Annotated in this window: 12 protein-coding genes, 3 tRNA genes and 1 pseudogene; 7 read left to right on the top strand and 9 right to left on the bottom strand. The window is 56.5% G+C overall.

Features of this window, described 5'->3' with window-relative positions:
* Positions 1 to 344: 344 nt before the first annotated feature.
* The 9 genes and pseudogenes from CACC_RS05505 to gltX form a co-directional block, all read right to left on the bottom strand.
* Positions 345 to 1,652, bottom strand: a complete 1,308-nt coding sequence (locus CACC_RS05505; RefSeq protein ID WP_005280278.1) for a UvrD-helicase domain-containing protein — start codon at positions 1,650 to 1,652, stop codon at positions 345 to 347.
* 17 nt (positions 1,653 to 1,669) lie between these two features.
* Positions 1,670 to 2,026 (bottom strand): UvrD-helicase domain-containing protein, encoded by a 357-nt coding sequence (locus tag CACC_RS05500; RefSeq protein ID WP_005280277.1) that lies wholly within the window; start codon positions 2,024 to 2,026, stop codon positions 1,670 to 1,672.
* A 9-nt stretch (positions 2,027 to 2,035) separates the two neighbouring features.
* Positions 2,036 to 3,859 carry an ATP-dependent nuclease gene (locus tag CACC_RS05495; RefSeq protein WP_005280276.1) on the bottom strand — a complete coding sequence of 608 codons (1,824 nt, stop codon included), beginning with the start codon at positions 3,857 to 3,859 and terminating at the stop codon, positions 2,036 to 2,038.
* Entirely contained in the window at positions 3,849 to 4,016 is a 168-nt protein-coding gene (locus tag CACC_RS11745; protein WP_425265816.1) for a M48 family metalloprotease, read from the bottom strand. The genes CACC_RS05495 and CACC_RS11745 overlap by 11 nt, the downstream gene beginning before the upstream one ends.
* A gap of 147 nt (positions 4,017 to 4,163) precedes the next feature.
* Positions 4,164 to 5,327 (bottom strand): annotated as a pseudogene (locus tag CACC_RS05490) (IS3 family transposase).
* Positions 5,328 to 5,555: 228 nt separating this feature from the next.
* Positions 5,556 to 5,628: transfer RNA gene (locus tag CACC_RS05485), tRNA-Glu, on the bottom strand.
* 226 nt (positions 5,629 to 5,854) lie between these two features.
* Positions 5,855 to 5,927, bottom strand: a tRNA-Glu gene (locus CACC_RS05480).
* Between the two features lie 38 nt (positions 5,928 to 5,965).
* Positions 5,966 to 6,037 (bottom strand) — tRNA-Gln (locus CACC_RS05475).
* A gap of 228 nt (positions 6,038 to 6,265) precedes the next feature.
* Positions 6,266 to 7,759, bottom strand: coding sequence for a glutamate--tRNA ligase (gene gltX / locus CACC_RS05470; protein WP_081445496.1), 1,494 nt, complete (start codon positions 7,757 to 7,759; stop codon positions 6,266 to 6,268).
* 231 nt (positions 7,760 to 7,990) lie between these two features.
* On the opposite strand from gltX, the gene CACC_RS05465 reads away from it, so the two are divergent.
* The 7 genes from CACC_RS05465 to CACC_RS05435 are packed head-to-tail and all read left to right on the top strand — an operon-like array spanning position 7,991 to position 17,646.
* Positions 7,991 to 10,435 (top strand): choice-of-anchor M domain-containing protein, encoded by a 2,445-nt coding sequence (locus tag CACC_RS05465; RefSeq protein WP_244262177.1) that lies wholly within the window; start codon positions 7,991 to 7,993, stop codon positions 10,433 to 10,435.
* 57 nt (positions 10,436 to 10,492) lie between these two features.
* Positions 10,493 to 12,085: a choice-of-anchor M domain-containing protein gene (locus CACC_RS05460; protein ID WP_005280269.1), complete on the top strand. Its 1,593-nt coding sequence runs from the start codon at positions 10,493 to 10,495 to the stop codon at positions 12,083 to 12,085.
* Positions 12,085 to 13,590 carry an anchored repeat ABC transporter, substrate-binding protein gene (locus CACC_RS05455; RefSeq protein ID WP_005280268.1) on the top strand — a complete coding sequence of 502 codons (1,506 nt, stop codon included), beginning with the start codon at positions 12,085 to 12,087 and terminating at the stop codon, positions 13,588 to 13,590. The genes CACC_RS05460 and CACC_RS05455 overlap by 1 nt, the downstream gene beginning before the upstream one ends.
* Positions 13,583 to 14,473 carry a choice-of-anchor M domain-containing protein gene (locus tag CACC_RS05450; RefSeq protein WP_050755839.1) on the top strand — a complete coding sequence of 297 codons (891 nt, stop codon included), beginning with the start codon at positions 13,583 to 13,585 and terminating at the stop codon, positions 14,471 to 14,473. Before CACC_RS05455 ends, CACC_RS05450 begins: the two co-directional genes overlap by 8 nt.
* Positions 14,460 to 15,194: an anchored repeat-type ABC transporter ATP-binding subunit gene (locus CACC_RS05445; protein WP_005280266.1), complete on the top strand. Its 735-nt coding sequence runs from the start codon at positions 14,460 to 14,462 to the stop codon at positions 15,192 to 15,194. Before CACC_RS05450 ends, CACC_RS05445 begins: the two co-directional genes overlap by 14 nt.
* The gene (locus tag CACC_RS05440; protein WP_005280265.1) at positions 15,191 to 16,111 is read left to right on the top strand and encodes an anchored repeat-type ABC transporter permease subunit; all 921 of its coding nucleotides are present in this window, start codon (positions 15,191 to 15,193) and stop codon (positions 16,109 to 16,111) included. The genes CACC_RS05445 and CACC_RS05440 overlap by 4 nt, the downstream gene beginning before the upstream one ends.
* Positions 16,108 to 17,646, top strand: a complete 1,539-nt coding sequence (locus CACC_RS05435) for a choice-of-anchor M domain-containing protein (RefSeq protein WP_005280264.1) — start codon at positions 16,108 to 16,110, stop codon at positions 17,644 to 17,646. The genes CACC_RS05440 and CACC_RS05435 overlap by 4 nt, the downstream gene beginning before the upstream one ends.
* The last annotated feature ends 9 nt before the right edge of the window (positions 17,647 to 17,655 follow it).

Below are 17,655 nucleotides of genomic sequence, written 5' to 3'. Positions count from 1 at the left end.
GCCCATGCCCCTCCCTTTGCGCTCACGGTGGCGCACCCCCGCTCCAGTTCTCGCTGAGTCGGTGAGCGCGAAGGGCGGGCTGCGGCTAAAGCAGACGCTTTCCGATGCCCCTTCCTCGCCCACCGTGCTTCCGCAACGTGGCCGTTCAAAGGGAGTCATCTACAACCATCGGAGCCGGCACGAGGCTTACCACGGGTTACAGATACACCACACCAGTGGACGCAACCACCCCGGTCGAAGTGGAGACCGATTTTTGGAAGCAGAACCCGCCGCAAGTAATAATAGAAATCAAGGCAAATGCCTAGGAACAAAACTAGGGGCACTTCACGCAAATGGGCGGCAAACTACCCAGACACCGCAAGAGGAACGTCATCTCTCTCTAGGATTTGCTTCACGTCTTCTCTGTGTTTCTTGTGCACGGCAAGAATGAGTAATCGTTTAGCCCTCGATGCGCCTACATAAAGGACTCTTCTCGCTTCAGAGCCTTTTCCTTCTTTCCAGTCACGAATGGTGTCTCTCGTCCGGCTGTCGTGTGGAATGACTAGGACGACTGAGTTTGCCTCCAACCCTTTGAAACCGTGAACTGTTGAATGCTCATATTGATGCTTGGCTGCCGGTGTACCAACCCAGGGCCAGACATCGGCCTTTGGTGTCTTCATACGGCCACGATCGAGCGAAATCCCGACTCCTTCTGCAGCCTGGATAAGTTTCTTTCTGTACGTGCTGCTGGACTGCTCTGAAGGATTTCCTACTGTCACAACGAGCCTCAAACACAGTTCATGGTACGAACTCTTGCTCAGCCTGAGATTCTCAAGATAATCCTCTTCCTCAGCTGTAGACAGCTGCTTGTCGGGATTCAGCCGCTGCAGCAAAATTCCGGTTTCTCGGAGCGCTTTAGTCCTTTTCGCCGAAGTCGAAGAAGAGTCCAAGAGCAGACTGGATGCCTTCGCTAGCGCTACAATTTTATTTTTTGACGACTTACCTTTGCTACGACCACCAGCAGCGAGGGCTGCATTATTTGTGCTGTGCGCCAGAAATACCGGTTTCTCCAATTCCGGGTATTGATCAATCACTCGCTCGACCAATGGTCCGATCTCCGAGAGATGTTGGTAACCGATGAGATGAACGGGAGCATCGTAGGTCGAGACCTCTCCCCCTGAAGTGTCGCGGGTCGACCCCGCACGTAAACTATTCACGACTTTGCAAATAGCCGGGGAGCTACGAAAATTTGTATCGATACGGGGCTGAGGATCCGTCGACTGCAAGAAATTGCTAACTTCTGGCGCCGAGGTACCTCTAAACTCGTAGATGGACTGGTCTAGGTCTCCGACAGAAATAAGACGAATTCCCGCATCTCTCAGAGACTTTAGTACCAGAAGATCGACGGAGTTGCAGTCTTGAACTTCGTCGACAATAACCTCCTCAAATCGTTTAGCTAGTAGCTCTACTATTCCGTACTTGTTTTCTTCAATCTCTGTTCTCGCCAAGAGTCTCGCTGTGTCCGCATCGAGGTGCCCTGACCTAACAAATTGCGTCCATTTGGTATACGCCTGCGACTCCAACTCGCAAATTTGAGACTGTGAATAGCCTTGAATGTGTCTTTTCCGCAGCTTTGCCCGATCATTGTCGAATTGAAAGTGATCTAAAGGCACTGGACACCGGCCTTTTATCACCACATCAGCCGAGTCAAAACTGCTCCAAGAATCCCAAAACTTAGGAGCTTTGCCGTATTCCGCTTTGTAGAATGGCGTAACAAAAACCTATTGATAAAACTATCGATAGTACCAACGAAGTTCGGTGCTTGAAGTAGTTTGGGTTTGTGGGCGCATCTCCTCTGTACTTCCTCGGCAGCGGCGTTAGTAAAGGTAACCAAGGCGGTACCGCACCGCGAGTCTTCCGAGTCAGCACGCCTTGCAAACCGTTCAACGATGGTTTGCGTCTTACCTGCACCCGGACATGCCTCAAAGAAGCCGCCAGACTCCGACTCGATTAACGACTTTTGCGACGATGTGAACTCGAGACTCATACTTCATCCTCAGTCTTCAGCTGCTGCCTCGATCGTTTCTTTGAGCTGAGTTGGACATTTGAAAACCACTCCAGGCTCAGCGATAGCGAGAGCGATGTCATGAGCAAACTGCCCCTTACTTATATCCAAGCCATCGGCGCCCTTCTTGGATTGAAGTCTGCGGTACATCTCCCTGCCTGGTTCTTGCGCATCTTGGATTGCATCCCACTTGCAATGTGACTTCGGGTGCTGTTGTAAGAATGCTTTCCTGAGGAGTTGGGCGTTCTCACTCGCACCGGTTAAAAGGGTGGCTTCCAAGGTATATTCTGTTGTCTTCACCGTTAGGATGTCTTCGGCCTTCAACTTCGTAGCAATGCTCTCGAGTTCCTCGGCTCTGTTAAAACTCTTAGCCTCTGAACCTTCAAGAGTTGGGTCTTCATCTGTAAGTACAACCACCTTGTCTGCGATATGCATCCCTTCGCCGAAGTCATACAAGAGCAGTGTCAGATACGGGCGAAAGTCAACCGATCCAAGATTAACGATCGGCGTGGCGTTGAAGCGGCGAAGCCGTTTTAACTGTTCAGGGTCGCTTCTATCGAACACGCAGTGCCTAGCAAGCGCGGGGAGCAACACTGCCTCAGAAATTCCCTCGACTAGGATAACCCTCTGAGTAAACAGGAGATCAGACCGAGTCACGTCCAAGTATTGATCGATTTTCCGACGATCGTTGTCGTTTGCGAATTCTATCTGCTTCAGCGCAAGCGCGACTGAGCTCCTTAGATTATCGCGTTTAGCTGACCGAATAACGACAGTCCTTTCGATACCAACCGAGCTGGCCAAGTTGGGAGAATGAGTCGTCGTGATAACCTGAATTCGACCTGCGGGACGTCCCTCTTTCGCCGATTTTACGGACTCTTCGGCTTGCTCGAGGAGGAAATCAAGCAGAACACCTTGGAGCTGCGGATGTAAATGCGCTTCCGGCTCCTCCACTAAGAGAAGGGTGAGCTCTGATTGGTTTGCCTCTTGCAGCTCAAGCAAAATTGTCGACATGAATAATAGGTTGGCATAGCCCAATCCGGACGATGCGAGATTAGTTACATCTATCCCTTTCTCCGCCATCTTGAGGCGCAAACCTCGTGCAAGATGATCGAGCGAAGGCTTCTCAAAGCCAAGCGCTACCTGTTGCCCTCGGACAGCATCGGTAAGAGAAGAAAGGTGTTCCTGAATCTTCTTACTTACCCCTTGGATTGCACCACTTCCGGAAAGCTGCTCGGTGGCAGTATGGGCACTTTGCAGGAATTCCTCACGCTCCTTCTCATCAAGCAAGTAGCGTAAGACAGACCCCAAGCGCCGCCCGTTGGCAGAATCCAACTCACGCTTCGCATCACGCAGTGGCTCGAGGTACACATGGTTGATCTTCGAGCGCACCTCCGATTCAGGATCGGGTGACGCAACGAGTCCTGCCAAGCGTTCTGTCCGACCCCGCGGGTACCGATCTGTCGGTGAAAAATAGCGAACATGATGGTGAATCTTCTTGCTTTGTAGGTCCAAAGCTCCGATGAATAATGCCTGCTGGAATTCGTCCCCTTCTGTATAAACAAGCTCGATGTCTGGGTTGACCCCAGCTCCGAATGAAGGGTCATCAATCTCGAAGAACCTCGTTCGTCTTCCACTCAGTGGAGCCGTTGCTAGGCGAAGCGCATCGATGATGTTAGATTTACCCGCGTTGTTTTCACCGACCAAAAGGGTAAGATCGGGACAAAATTCCACCTCCGTTTTCTCGCAAGACCTAAACCCCTTAATCCGAGCACTCTCCAACCACATACCCTTAGCAGCATCGGCATCAGTCAACATTGTTTTCACTCCAATCTTTCGCCGCTTCAAAGGCTCCGTTTAACTCACCATCTCTAACAGTCCAATCCGCCAGATGTCGATCGGTCACCCTTTTAATCCTATAGCCGTGATTTCTAGCAATCAGGTGTGGCAGTTCGTGGCCCATTATGTATTCCAAACTTCGGAGGGTTCAGTAATCTAGACGGTCTAAATCGTCTTCATATTTTCGGCTTTTCCGGTGACGATTAATGTAATTAAAGCCGATAACTTTCAAGTGCCCCTAGGCTGGGAGCTGCCTCCGGAAAGTCGACGCGTCGGGGGTTAGCTATGCTGCTTTAGTCAGTGTAGCTGAAGTCTCGTCTTCAAAGACATCCGACGCTACAAGATTGCACCAGGAGTACCGCCGGCGCGTGTTATAGCGCATGCACCACCGGAAGACTTCCCGGCGGCAGGAGATCGGACTGTCAAAAACTTTCCTATCACGCAAGACTTCCCGCTTTAACGTGGCGTTAAACGATTCTGCTAGGGCTTCTATCAGCACTCGTTCCTACCGCGCCCATGGATTGGCGCACACCCAACGACGAGCAATAGTTCCTAAAGGCTTGTGAGGTGTACACACTGCCGTGATCGGAATGGAATACAGCCCCGTCAAGACTGCCACGCACACCATGTGCGTGGGCTAGGGCATCGATGACCAGTGAGACACGCATGTGGTCTGCGAGTGCATACCCTGCAAGTTTGCGTGAATGAAGTGTCAATGACTGTGGCCAAATACATGTTCTTGCCACCCTTACAGGGCAGGTAGGTAATATCGCCGACATAGACGCGGTTCGGCTCGTTGGCTGTAAATTTGCGGCCTAGTAAATCTGGCATGACACGGTGGCCAGGCTTACGCCTGGTAGTGATGCATCGACGCCGTTTTGTAAAGCCTTTAAGCCCCATGGCTTTCATAATTCGTGCGACCTTCTTGTGATTGACAGGGGTATACGCCGTGTCCTCGTTCAGGCTTGCAGCGATGCGTTTAGCGCCGTAAAGACCAAGCTCATCATCAAAGATGGTTGCGATCCTCGCACCAATAACGGCATCAGAATACATCTCTTATCCTGCGCTTTTTACGAGTTTGGGCCCATTTGTAAAATGAGGAACGATTCAGCTTTAACACATGGCACATCCGCTTGACCGAGTACTCGGTTCGGTGGTCATAGACAAACTGGAAGCAGAACTCCAGTGAGTTGCTTTAAGCAAAATATTTAGCGGCCTTGCGCAGGATGTCACGTTCTTCGCGCAGTTTTGCGTTTTCTTTTTCTAACTGGCGGATCCGTCTCACGAATCATTCGCTGCTTGGGCTTTATCCTGCAGGGGCTTTTATGCGGGCACGTTTGCCGGTGCCGTACTTGGTGATCCAAGAATGCAGCGAGGCACGGTTGATACCGAGCTCGGCTGATGCTGAGTTCAGTGAGAGGTCCTCATTGTTTTCGTAGAGGGCCACGGCATCGCGTGTGAACTGTTCTCAGTACCTGGACATGGTGGTAGATTACTTTTCTTTCCAGCCCGACTGGGCCGGATATCAGGTGTCCACCAAACAGGGTCAGATCCCACCACAAAAAGTAGTCTATCCCGACACGCCACAAACAACGCACTTTGTCGTTTAGACCATTTAGGCAGCAAATGGCAAAAGAAAAGGCTGCGGGCGGTGAAGCTCGCAGCCATTAATATGTACCCCGTACGGGATTTGAACCCGTGTTACCGGCGTGAGAGGCCGGCGTCCTAGGCCGCTAGACGAACGGGGCTCGTTCGCGCGTAGCAGGCAAATCAAAAGCTGTATTGCTTAAAGCTTGCTTGCTGCGGACTCGTTAAACAGTAAACGATGGGTAAACACAATACAAATCAGCAGATAGTAAGGAAATTCGCACCAGTAAATCCCCCAGTTAAGACCCACTCTGGTCCCGATTAAGCCGCAAGCGCACATACGAAAAATTCCTCCAGCCACAATGGTTGGAGGAATCATTTTATTTGTACCCCGTACGGGATTCGAACCCGTGTTACCGGCGTGAGAGGCCGGCGTCCTAGGCCTCTAGACGAACGGGGCATAGAACTAGTGAGCCTGCTTTAAAAGCATTTTCACTGCTGGCCTACCAGGACTCGAACCTAGAATGGCGGTACCAGAAACCGCTGTGTTGCCAATTACACCATAGGCCATTTGCTCACTCGCTTGGAACCGCACCGTTACCGGCTGCGCCCCCTTGCTCGCTGCAACGTGTTATAACTATAATGATCGTTGCCCAATGCGCCAAATCGCCAGCACAACCGGCATTTTTAGGCGTTTTCTTAGAGATAAAATAAAGCGGCGGATGACATCTGTGTAAGTTCGATGTTCATCCGCCGCTTTAGTGGGCTTTCTCCGTCAGGCTTCGGACGGTTCCGGTATTACTCGGCGGCCGGAACGTACGGAGTTGCCTCGCGGGCAGCGCGCAGGCGCGCCAAGGTGGACTCCTTACCCAGAAGCTCCATGGACTCAAAGAGCGGCGGCGACACCTGAGCGCCGGAGATGGCTACACGCAGCGCGCCGTAGGCCTTGCGCGGCTTTAGCTCTAGGTCCTCGATGAGCGCCTTGGACAGCGCTGCCTCGATAGCGTCGGTCTTCCATTCCTCTACCGCTTCAAGGGTGTCAATTGCCACCTCGAGCGGCTGGACGGCGTCGTCCTTCAGGTTCTTCTTGGCAGCCTTCTCATCCAGGGTGAGCTCAGCATCGGGGGTGATAAGGAAGCTGAGTAGCCCGTAGGCATCGGCAAGCGTCTTGATGCGCGTTTGCACCAGGTCTGCGGCGAAGGCGAATTTCTCGCCGTCATAATCGGCCGAGAAGTCGGTGTATTCCGTCAGGTAGTTGCGCAGGCGGAATGCGAACTCCTCGGGCTCGAGCAGGCGAATATGATCGGCATTGATAGCCTCGAGCTTCTTCTGATCAAAGCGCGCGGGGTTGCCTAGAACATCATTGACATCGAAGTTTTCAATCAGCTCGTCCATGCTGAAGATGTCCTGATCCGCGGACAAAGACCAACCCAACAGCGACAGGTAGTTGAGCATGCCCTCTGGGATGATGCCGTTATCGCGGTGGTTGAAGAGGTTGGACTGCGGGTCGCGCTTGGACAGCTTCTTCTTCCCCTCACCCATCACGAAAGGAAGGTGACCAAACTCCGGGGTGAATTCCGCAATGCCGATTTCTTTCAGCACCTCATACATGGCCAGCTGGCGCGGGGTGGATGAGAGCAGATCCTCGCCGCGCAGCACGTGAGTGATGCGCATCAGCGCGTCATCCACCGGGTTGACCAGGGTGTATAGCGGGGCTCCGTTGGAGCGCGCCACTACGTAGTCAGGCTGCGTATCGGATTTGAAGGACATCTCGCCGCGCACCAGGTCGGTCCAGGCCCAATCCTTGTCCGGCATGCGCAGGCGCCAGACGGGCTTGCGGCCTTCAGCCTCGAAGGCATCGATCTGTTCCTGCGTAAGGTCACGGTCATAGTTGTCATAGCCCAACTTGGGATCACGGCCGGCGGCCTTGTGCCGCTCTTCTACTTCCTCCGCGGTGGAATAAGCGGGGTAGACATGTCCAGCATCGATAAGCTTATTGAGCACATCTTTATAAATGTCCATGCGCTGGGACTGCCGGTACGGTTCATGCGGTCCACCTACATTGACGCCCTCGTCCCAGCCCAATCCGAGCCAGGTCAAGGAATCAATGATGGCCTGATAGGACTCTTCCGAGTCGCGGGCAGCATCAGTATCTTCGATGCGGAAAATCAACTTTCCGCCGGTGTGGCGGGCATAAGCCCAGTTGAACAGGGCTGTACGCACCATGCCAACGTGCGGGGTGCCAGTGGGAGAAGGGCAAAATCTAACGCGAACTTCAGTCATGGCCACCATCGTAGTGGAGGCGCGGGACACAGTCCGCACCAGCCCAAACCAGCGCCTCACTTACATACCTAAAAGTGTGCCCCGGCTACGTGAATACACGCAAAAGGGGGTAGACGATAATGGTATTCATTATAAACCCACAGGTAAACGGGAACCGGTTTCACTTGATTATCCAGTAATAGGAATCATTTTCTATAGTTTCGGGTGAACTACTGACAACTGCAGAAAGGTAACGCGCTGGTGGCTTCTCCTCGTATCCGCTTCATGGCCGCGCTCAGCACGATCGCGCTGATTACCCCGGCTACCGCCTACGCCGGTCCAGACGACGGCAAAAACATCGCGACCCAAACCCACGTCGACTCTCCCAAGACTTTCTGGGAAAACGAAAACTTCCTACTGCGTTCCGAATTTCCTGGCCAGACGCCGCTTATCGATGACACCGTTGCTTGGATCGGCAAAGGCTATTCCCGCGAAGACGAAGACGGTAAGCGCCACCAGAACTTTATGTATTCCCTGCCGCAAAACGGTACGCAGGATTACATCGGCGCCCCAGGCACCACGTACTACACTGCTCCGTACCAAGCCTCCGGCAACCAAGAGCCCATCTGGATCGGTTTCGGTGCAGACACTGGACTTCCTGTGAAAGGTTTCCGCGATAACATCGCCTTTCTCGATCTTTTAAGCGTGGATGGCCCAGGTGACGTAGAACTATTCACCAATGACGACGACGCGGACGGCGCCGAGCTCCATCGCATGCTGGGTTCACTCGAGGGCTCACCGCACTCTACGTATCTCAACGCCGGTACCCATACCCATAACGCCACGCTTTTTACCAAGCCCGGCCGTTATCGCTTGACCTTTCGCACCACCGCGCGCACGGCGGATGGGCAGCTCGTGGCTAGTGAACCGCAAACCACCAGCTACCAAGTGGGCGGGCAAAAGCCAAAGGACGAAAAGACCCCCAGCCTCAAAGAACGCTTCGACAGCTCCTCCTCCGGTGATGCCGCCGCTGCTGGCTACAGCCTGAGCATGGACAAAAAGCAAAACCAGGAAAAGGACGGTGACGATAAGCTCACCACCATTTCCTTCGATGCAAAAAACAAGGCATCCGGCACGCTTACGCTGCTTATCGATGGCTACTTCCTCACCGATCTGCCCGTCACCGACGGCCACGCCGAGTGGGATGAGTACATGGGCCCAGAATCCTCTAATATCCAGGCCGTCTTTACCCCAGAAGGCAATGCCCCGCGCTGGATCTCGCAGCAGGTGAAATTTACCCCAGGCTCTTCCGCCCACACCGATTCTTCCACTGCCGCAGAGGCATGGGAAGAAACCGAAAATCCGCGCCAGCTGGCCCCCACCGAAGAGGTAACGCTACAAGAAACCGGCTATACGGTGCGGATGCGCAAACAGGGTAAAGAAGGAGCCAAAATCACCATCGACATGGAGGATAATAACTTCAGTGGAGTGATGACTGGTGGGCTTTACGCGAAAAAAGATGATGCTTTGCCTACCGTTGAGGTGGAAGCTCCGATTAGCAATGGACACGGCGAAGTTACTTTTACCAATACTCAGTATTACCCTGGTTATTTTGGCAAGGTCAATGTGCTCCCGCACTCCACGGTCAAAGAGGGCCATGGTTCAACGGTATTGACAGAGTCGTTTGAAGTTGGAAAAAACTACGAAGTAGAAGACGAGCTTTCTACCAACGCGAATGATAACGCCACTACCCCAGGCGAGAATCCCGCGCCCGGCGAAACGCCTGCCCCATCTCAACCGCCACAGGACGAGGAGGCTCAACGCTGCAGCGAAAAGCAGGTACTTGACCGCGGGCACGTCGATATCAAGGCGCTTCCTACTGACGATGGTTTCCGCACCGTCCTGCGCGATGACACAGGACAAATTGATAAGAATTCGGTAGACCGCTCGCTGGATGACGTCGTGCTTGGCGTGCACAATAACGCACTTACTCCCCGCTCCCAGCAGCTGGGTGATGAGAAATTCGATTTCCTTGGCAACATCGGTGACCGCTTCTACCACCTGCCGCAGACGCAGAACCAATCCATCATCTGGCCGGGGTATAACACCGAAAAATTGGATTACTCCAAGATGAAAGATGGCAAAGTCAATTTGAACCTTAAGCCCACGCACACGCCAGAGAACGCTGAGTGGGGCGCATACATCAAGAAGGCCAGGGGCGTTGGTTACGACATCCTTGCCAATTCCGCCGAAGACGATCACACGATCGAGACCACCTTCGCATCGCATAAGCATACCCACTGGGCTTTTACCAAGCCGGGCATCTACACGTTTGAGGCAACCTATACGGCAACTACCACCGACGGCAAAGAACTTGCGTCGGAGCCACAGACGTTGACCTTTGCCATTGGTGATGACGCGGTGAAGTCCTGTTCTACGGCCGCGCCATCCGATGCCCCATCGGATAAGCCTTCCGAGAAGCCGTCCGACAAGCCTTCGGACTCGGCAAAGCCATCCAAGCCCTCGAAACCGTCTAAGCCATCGAAGCCTTCTGAGCCGTCCAAGCCGTCTGCTCCTGCAGGCAACTCGTTTAACCCTTGGGCTCTGGTCTTGCCTGCGGTCCTTGGCATCACCTTCAAGGCCTTCTACAACTTCTTCCGCGACAACCAAGATCTCATTCGTGAGCGCTTTGGCTGGCGCATCTAATAACTAATCCGCAGCTAATGGGAACCCCAGCCCAAACGCTTTAAAGGAATATCAACCATGGATACCAACACCACTTCGCGCACCAGAGCCCACCGGCCTGGCAGCCGCATTTTCGCGGCGGTGATTACCGCCCTCCTCGCGTTTTTCGTTCCGGCCACGCCAGCCTTGGCCTTCGAGGACGTCTTTGACTCCGGCCATATCGATGCGTTCTACGTCACCGCACCGGATGGCCAGCTGCACCTATCCATGCAGGAAGACGTCACCGGTTCGCACGTCCAGCGCCCCGGCGATGACGTGCTGCTCCAGGTCGTGGAATCGGCATGGTCCGATGCCACCGAGGCCGTTCCCGAGATTGGTCAGTCAACCTACTTCCTGCCCCAGACCCAGGACCCGAATATCATCTGGCCGGGCTGGGATACGCAGCCGGCACGCGATGGCGGCTTTACCAACATTGACTTCGAATTCACCAATATCTCCGGGCCGGGTTCGGTCTATGTCTTTGAAACCACTGGGTTTGGCAACGTCGGTGCCGTGACCAATTCCGGTTCGATGGAGCTGACCAGCAGCGAGGTTATTAACCAGCCGAGTCCTGCACACCGCCACGTTAACTGGGCCTTTAGTGAGGCTGGTACCTATGAGATGACCGTTCAGGCCTCCTCCAACGGCCAAACCAGTAACGCGGTGACCTATACCTGGCAGGTGGGCGAAGGCGGAGAGGCAGTCTCCGGTCACCGTTCTGCGGGCGGTTCTGGCGATGCAGATAACTCCGGCAATGACGCCGGACACGGCAAATCCGAGGGTGGCCAAGGCGACAACGCTGCAAGCGGCGGACAGTCCACGGACCCAGAGTGCCGACCGGGTATTATCCCGAAGATTAAAGACGATACGGTCTCGCCACCGCAGTGGCGCGATGCCGATGGCGCGACTTTCTACCTCTCCGATAATTCCGGCGTCGAGCTGCCAGAAGATGTTGGACCTGTTTCGGCCGGCCAGGCCTGGATGATTGGTTCTACGCAGGTCGATGGCGTGCCGTGGCTCGGTGCGAATACCCAGAGCCCCTCCATGCGCGAGCACATTCCGGGCGACGTTACCTGGGAACTCGTAGACATGAAAGGCCCTGGTGCCATGATGGTCTACAGCCAGGGTGGCCTGGGCAAGATCGTCGGCGATGAATGGTTCCGGGGCGCCAACGGCGCCGTTGAAGGCAGCTACAATATCGCGCCCAATACCCACGTGCATCCTAACTGGGTCTTCGAAAAGCAGGGCGCCTATGACGTGACGATCCGCCAGGTGGCCCAAACCTCTGCCGGCAAGCAGGTGGCCGGCCAGGCAACGCTGCACTTTGTCGTCGGCGGTGGCAGGCCAGAGGGCTCCTTCGATAATGGCCACTTTGACCTGGGCGCGGAAGTGAACCCGGATGGCGGCGACTGTGGTGTTGGCGCCGCAGCCGGCGCGGGCTCCAATGGTTCCGGTGCTGGCCAGGATGGCGCTGGCGGTTCCGGTGCGAACGCATCCGGTAAGGGCGGTAACGCGGCTCTTGCCAATACTGGGACCCCCACCATGCCGCTTGGCATCGGTGTGCTCGGCCTGGGCATGCTGTTCCTTGGCCTGGGTATTGCACGACTAGCTGTCGCGAGGGCAAAGAATTAATGCCAGTGCCCCACTACCGTTTCGTACCGCGCGGGCTGCAGGCCGTCGGGGCGCTTTTCGGCGTCTCCCTCCTCGCGGCAGGCTGCACGACCTCGGCAGCGGTGGATACCTCTGATCGCTTCAGCGTGGTTGCGACGACGCCCATTCTGGCGGATATGGCCCGCCACGTCGCAGGCGAGGATGCCTCGGTCACCGGGCTTATCCCGAGTGGAAAGGACCCGCACACCTTTGAGCCCACGCTGCGTACGGTGCGCAACGTGGCCAATGCGGATCTGGCCTTGAGCAATGGATACCTCTTGGAACCGCAATCGCTGATAGATACCTTGCACGAGTCCACGGACGCGCCCGTGGTGGAAGTCGCTGACTCCGCCTCCACCCGCGGCGCTACCCTCGTGCCGCTGGTAGAAGATGTCTCCCTGGATGCCATCTGGTTGGGCCTGCGCATCAGCGGTGCTGAACAGCGCAACTCCGGCGTCGATTTCCGCATGGTCTCTGCCGAGGGGCCAGGCGATGTCGCAGCCTACGTGGTCTCCACCTTCGGTACGCCGGAAGTGCTGTTTAATAGCGCCGATGGCATCGACGCAGGCGATGACGCGGTCACCCTCCCGGCCAATGCGCACACTCACGTCTCGTGGGGTTTTTCTGAGCCGGGCATCTATAAGCTTGGCTTTCAGGCAGATGGCACAGAGGTAGAGCATCTCACCGTCGCGGTAGGAGTGAACCCGCCGGAGGATATGGATGTCATTGATTCCGGCCACGTGGATATTGCCGCTGACGTGGCTAAGGGATCTATTGATCTGCGCGATCAAGACCAGCATTTTGATCCCGCGCATACCGCAGTGGCGGTCCCCTCCTCGGTCCTGCAGCCCATTCCGCCGGATCCCGCCTACCGCTTCTTGGGAACGCCCGGTGCGGATACGTATCTGCTCCCCCAGGCTGTCTTGGGTAAACACATCCACGGCGAGGTGGATCCGCACCTGTGGCACAACGTGGACAATGCCATTGCCTATGTCGATGTCATCGCTGAAGAAATGGCGAATGCGGATCCGTCTCACGGCGCCGATTACCGCGCCCGTGCCGAGTCTTATATCGCGGAACTGCGCGAGCTGGACGGGTACGTGGACCGCGCGATTTCTTCTATCCCCCAGAGCAATCGGCACTTGGTCACCACCCACCACGGCTATGCCTACTTAGAGCAAGGCTACAGCCTTTCGGTGGCTGGGTTCGTGACGCCCAATCCCGCCATTGAGCCTTCGCCACGGGAGGTCATTGCCCTGCGCCGGACGCTGGAGAACCTGCACCTTCCCGCCGTCTTTGTGGAGCCGGTGGAACAGGCCAGCGCCAGCACGCTGAAGGAGGCCGCCGCGCAGCAAAACGTGGAGCTATGCCCCATTTACGGCGACACGCTTGATGATGCCGTGCCTACTTATATCGATCTCATGAAATTCAATGCTGACTCGCTGCAGCGTTGCCTACATCCTTCGAATGGAGATAACCATGCTTAACCTTGCCTCTCGAACCGTTACCCGCGCGGCCACTCGCACGGCAGCCTGCATCGTCACCGCCGGATTGGCCGTATCCGCAACGCCCGCTTGGGCCGGCGACCTCGCGCAGGTAGTTGATGCGGATGAAACCGTTGCGCCAGAGGGCGAAGAAAAGGTCATCGATGCGGGCCACGTTGATATCGGCACGCTGCTTAATGGCTCTGATGCCGAGCTATTGGCCCGCGATGATGCAGGCGATTCCCCGGTGTGGCGCCACCTTGATGACCTGGTGTTCTCGGTAGGCGATGCGGCCCAGCAAACGCTGCCGGATACCGATGATTTTAGCTTTGTGGGTGCCCAATCCGGTGAGGATGTCTGGGTTGTCCCGCAGACTGAGCAGGTCGGCGTCCCGTGGCTGGGGTGGAATACCCAGGCGCCTTCGCTTGTCGATAACGCCGATCGCGGCGTCACCATGGAATTCCTCGGCCACTCCGGCCCAGGAGATTTTTCCCTCTTCTTGCAAAACGGCGGCTTTGAGGCACCCCAGCTGCTGTGGTCTACGGCAGAAAAAGGCGAGTCGGAGTTCTGGGTAGACCTCAATACGCACACCCACGCCAACTGGACTTTTACGGAGCCGGGCACCCACCAGGTGGGCATCCGGATTAAGGGTGAAACCACAAACGGCGAGGAGTTTAGCACCGATGGCGTACTGACCTTCGCCGTGGGCGATGGCGCAGACATCCAGGCCGCCCAGGATGCGGAGTGGAACCCGGCAGACGCCACGACCGAGGATTCTTCCCTGCCGGTATGGGTTTATGTTTTGGTCGGCGGCGGAATCATCGTACTAATCGCCGGTGTTGCCGTGTTCGCGAAATCCCGCAAGCGGGGCGATGGCCATGTCTAAGCCGTGCATTCAGGTGCGCGGATTGCAGGTAGCCCTATCTGGCCGCACCGTGATTGAGGACGCCAACCTCGAGGTAGGTACCGGTGAATTCATTGGGCTTCTAGGCCCCAACGGTGCGGGTAAGACCACGCTGATGCGCTCTATTTTGGGCCTTATCCCCTCCTCTGGCACGTGCACCGTCACCGGTTCTGTGGGCTATGTTCCCCAGCGCCACGAGGTGGAATGGGGCTTTCCCATCAACGTGTACCGCACCGTGCTCAGCGGGCGCACCGGGCTCATTGGCTGGTTCAAGCGCCCTGGGAAAAAGGATCATGCGGCCGCCGCGGAGGCGCTGCGTTTGGTGCATATGGAGGAATTTGCCTCCCGGCCCATCGAGGAGCTTTCCGGCGGCCAGCGCCAGCGCGTACTGATCGCCCGCGCCCTGGCCATTCAGCCGGAGGTCTTGCTGCTCGATGAACCTTTCACCGGGCTCGACGCCCCGAATACCGAGGCCCTTTTGGAGCTTTTCGCCGAGCTTGCGGAGCAAGGAAAATCCATCGTGATGTCTACCCATAACCTGTCTGAGGCGGCGCACACGTGCAAGCGCCTGGTGCTATTTAATCGCACGGTTATTGCAGACGGTCCCGCCGAGGAGCTTTTGGCCGACAAGGATCCGTGGACCCGCGCATTTGGCGTCAGTGCCTCGTCCCCGTTGCTCGCTGCGATTGGAGTCGCTGCATGATTGATATCTCATTTATCGATTTCCTGCGGGATTTAACCAATCCCCACCTCGATTTCCTCGCCCGGGCGGTGGGCATTTCGCTCATCGCCGCCATCGTGTGTGGAGTCATCGGTTGTTATGTGGTGCTGCGTGGCATGGCCTTTATTGGCGATGCCGTCTCGCACGCCGTGTTCCCGGGCCTGGCCATCGCCTTTGCGCTGCAGACCTCGGTCCTGCTGGGCGGGGCGGTTGCCGGTGCGGTCGTCGCGGTGCTCATCGCCGCGTTTTCGCAACGCAACCACGTGCGCGCCGATTCCATCATCGGCATCTTTTTCGCCGCAGCCTTTGCCTTGGGCATGGTGATTATTTCGCGCACGGATGGCTATAGCGCATCGCTGACCAGCTTCCTCTTTGGATCGCTGACCGGCGTTTCCCGCACAGATATCACCGTCGCGGCAAGCGTCTGCCTGGTGGTCCTTGCCGTAGTCGTGGCTTTTGGCCCGCAGCTAAATGCCACCTGCTTGGACCGGGAAACCGCCCGCGCCATGGGCCTGCCGGTCTTCGCCCTAGATATCATCCTCTACCTGTGCGTGACCGCCGCGGTGGTCATTTCCGTAAGCACCATCGGCAATATCTTGGTCCTCGCCCTGCTGATTACCCCGGCCGCCACGGCGCGCCTGCTCACGGCCAATCTGACCACGATGATGTTCCTCTCCGCCATCATCGGCGCAGTGTGCAGCTTCTTTGGCATCTATTTGGCGTGGGCCATCGATCTTCCCGCGGGCGCGACCATCGTGCTCACGCTCACGGTCCTCTTCCTCATTGTCTGGGCCCTGCATCCCTTCCTGCGCTCTCGCCGCAAACCGGGCCACTCTTCTCCTCGCGTGCCAGCCAACGCTTCCGAGAACACCCCACGAAAGGAAACCATCGAATCATGAAACCCTTGTGCCGTACCGCTCTTGCCCTAGGCACCGCCGGATTCCTCAGCGTGGGAACCCTCACCGGAGTGGGTCTACCCTCTTCCGTTATGGCCACCGCGCATGCCGCAGAGACCTGCAGCGCCGAGGACTTTATCCGCATCACCGAAGGCCACCAAGACATGGCGCTCAAGGATGAAGGCGGGGATATCAGCTTTGTGGTCAAGGACGATCACAAACGCAAGGAATACCAGTCCGAAGAATTCGCGGTAGAGGTAGCGGAGAAGAACAAGCAGCGTATTTCTGATCTCAAGATCCCTTCCCTGCCCGACGAGGGATGGGTACTCCCGCAAACCCAGATTGAGGATGTTCCATGGTTGGGCTTTAATACCCAGGAACTCTCGGAGGAATACCTCGGCTCGAAGCAGACCGCGACCTTAAGCATGGCCATCGCGTCTGGTCCCGAGGATGGGCGCATTGTGGCCTTCCAGAATGAGGGCATCGGCGATCTCAAAGTCCGTATGGACACCGAGGACGGCACCGCTTGGGACTATCCGGGCAGGTCCCACTCCCACCCTGCCTTCGCTTTTACCAAGCCGGGCACCTACGCCGTGAGCTTTACCTTTGAGCTTCCCGATGGCTCCCGCCACCACCTGCACGCCGGATTCCTCGTGGGCGATGACGCGGATGCAGCAGAGCTGTGCGGCGTGGACTACGACGAGTCCGATGATGCCGAAGGAAGCGTCCCTTCGGGCGGAACCTCCCGCCCAGATCAGCTGGCCAAGGACATCAAGGGAGTAGATAAGGCCATCGCGGGCCTGGATAAGGAGCTGGAAAATACCCTGAAGGAAGGCCAAAAATTCCTCGAGGGCGATAAGAAGAAGGACAAAGACGCCAAGGATAAATCTGGCGATAAGCCGTCTAAGCAGGGCCAGTCCGGTGGCTCCGGCGGCTCCGGTGGAAAGGCCGCAGAGAAAAAATCTGGTTCGAAGCAGGGATCCACCCAAGGCTCTAAGTCGGGGTCAAACTCCGGATCCAACAAGGGATCGGCCCACGGTTCTGGGGCAGGCTCTGGTGCTGCGTCGCGCAATTCGGGTGGGGGCTCATCGAAGGGATCATCGTCAAGCAGCGGCTCTCGCTCCGGTTCTAAGGCCTCGCAATCCAAGTCCGGCGGAAATTCTGGCCAGAAATCCGCGGGCAAGTCCACCCCGCAGTCCAAGAGCAGCAAGTCTAAGGACAGCAAATCCAAGGGCACTAAGTCCGAAAACCGGAGTACGGAGCCTGCACCCAACGCCTCCGCGGGCGGCAAGGGCCAGAACAATGAGGCGCTTGCCGATGCCGCCTACACCGCCTCGCTGACCAAGAGCAGCTTCTGGGCTGGCATCTTGGCAGGGCTCGGCGCATTCGCGCTCGTGCTAGGAATTGGTCTTTTGGTCTATGTCCAATTCTTCCGCAAGAAGGGCGCCGGCGAGCAGGCTGCACAACCCGAGCAGCCAGAGCAATCTGTGCCGCCGCAGGCCGATGATGCCACGACGCAGATTCCGCGCGTGCGCTAATGCTGCCCC

Origin of the sequence: Corynebacterium accolens (genome assembly GCF_023520795.1) — a bacterium.
GTDB classification, from domain to species: Bacteria; Actinomycetota; Actinomycetes; order Mycobacteriales; family Mycobacteriaceae; genus Corynebacterium; species Corynebacterium accolens.
The sequence above is the reverse complement of the archived record's forward strand: the minus strand, read 5'-3'. Positions and strand labels throughout refer to the sequence as shown.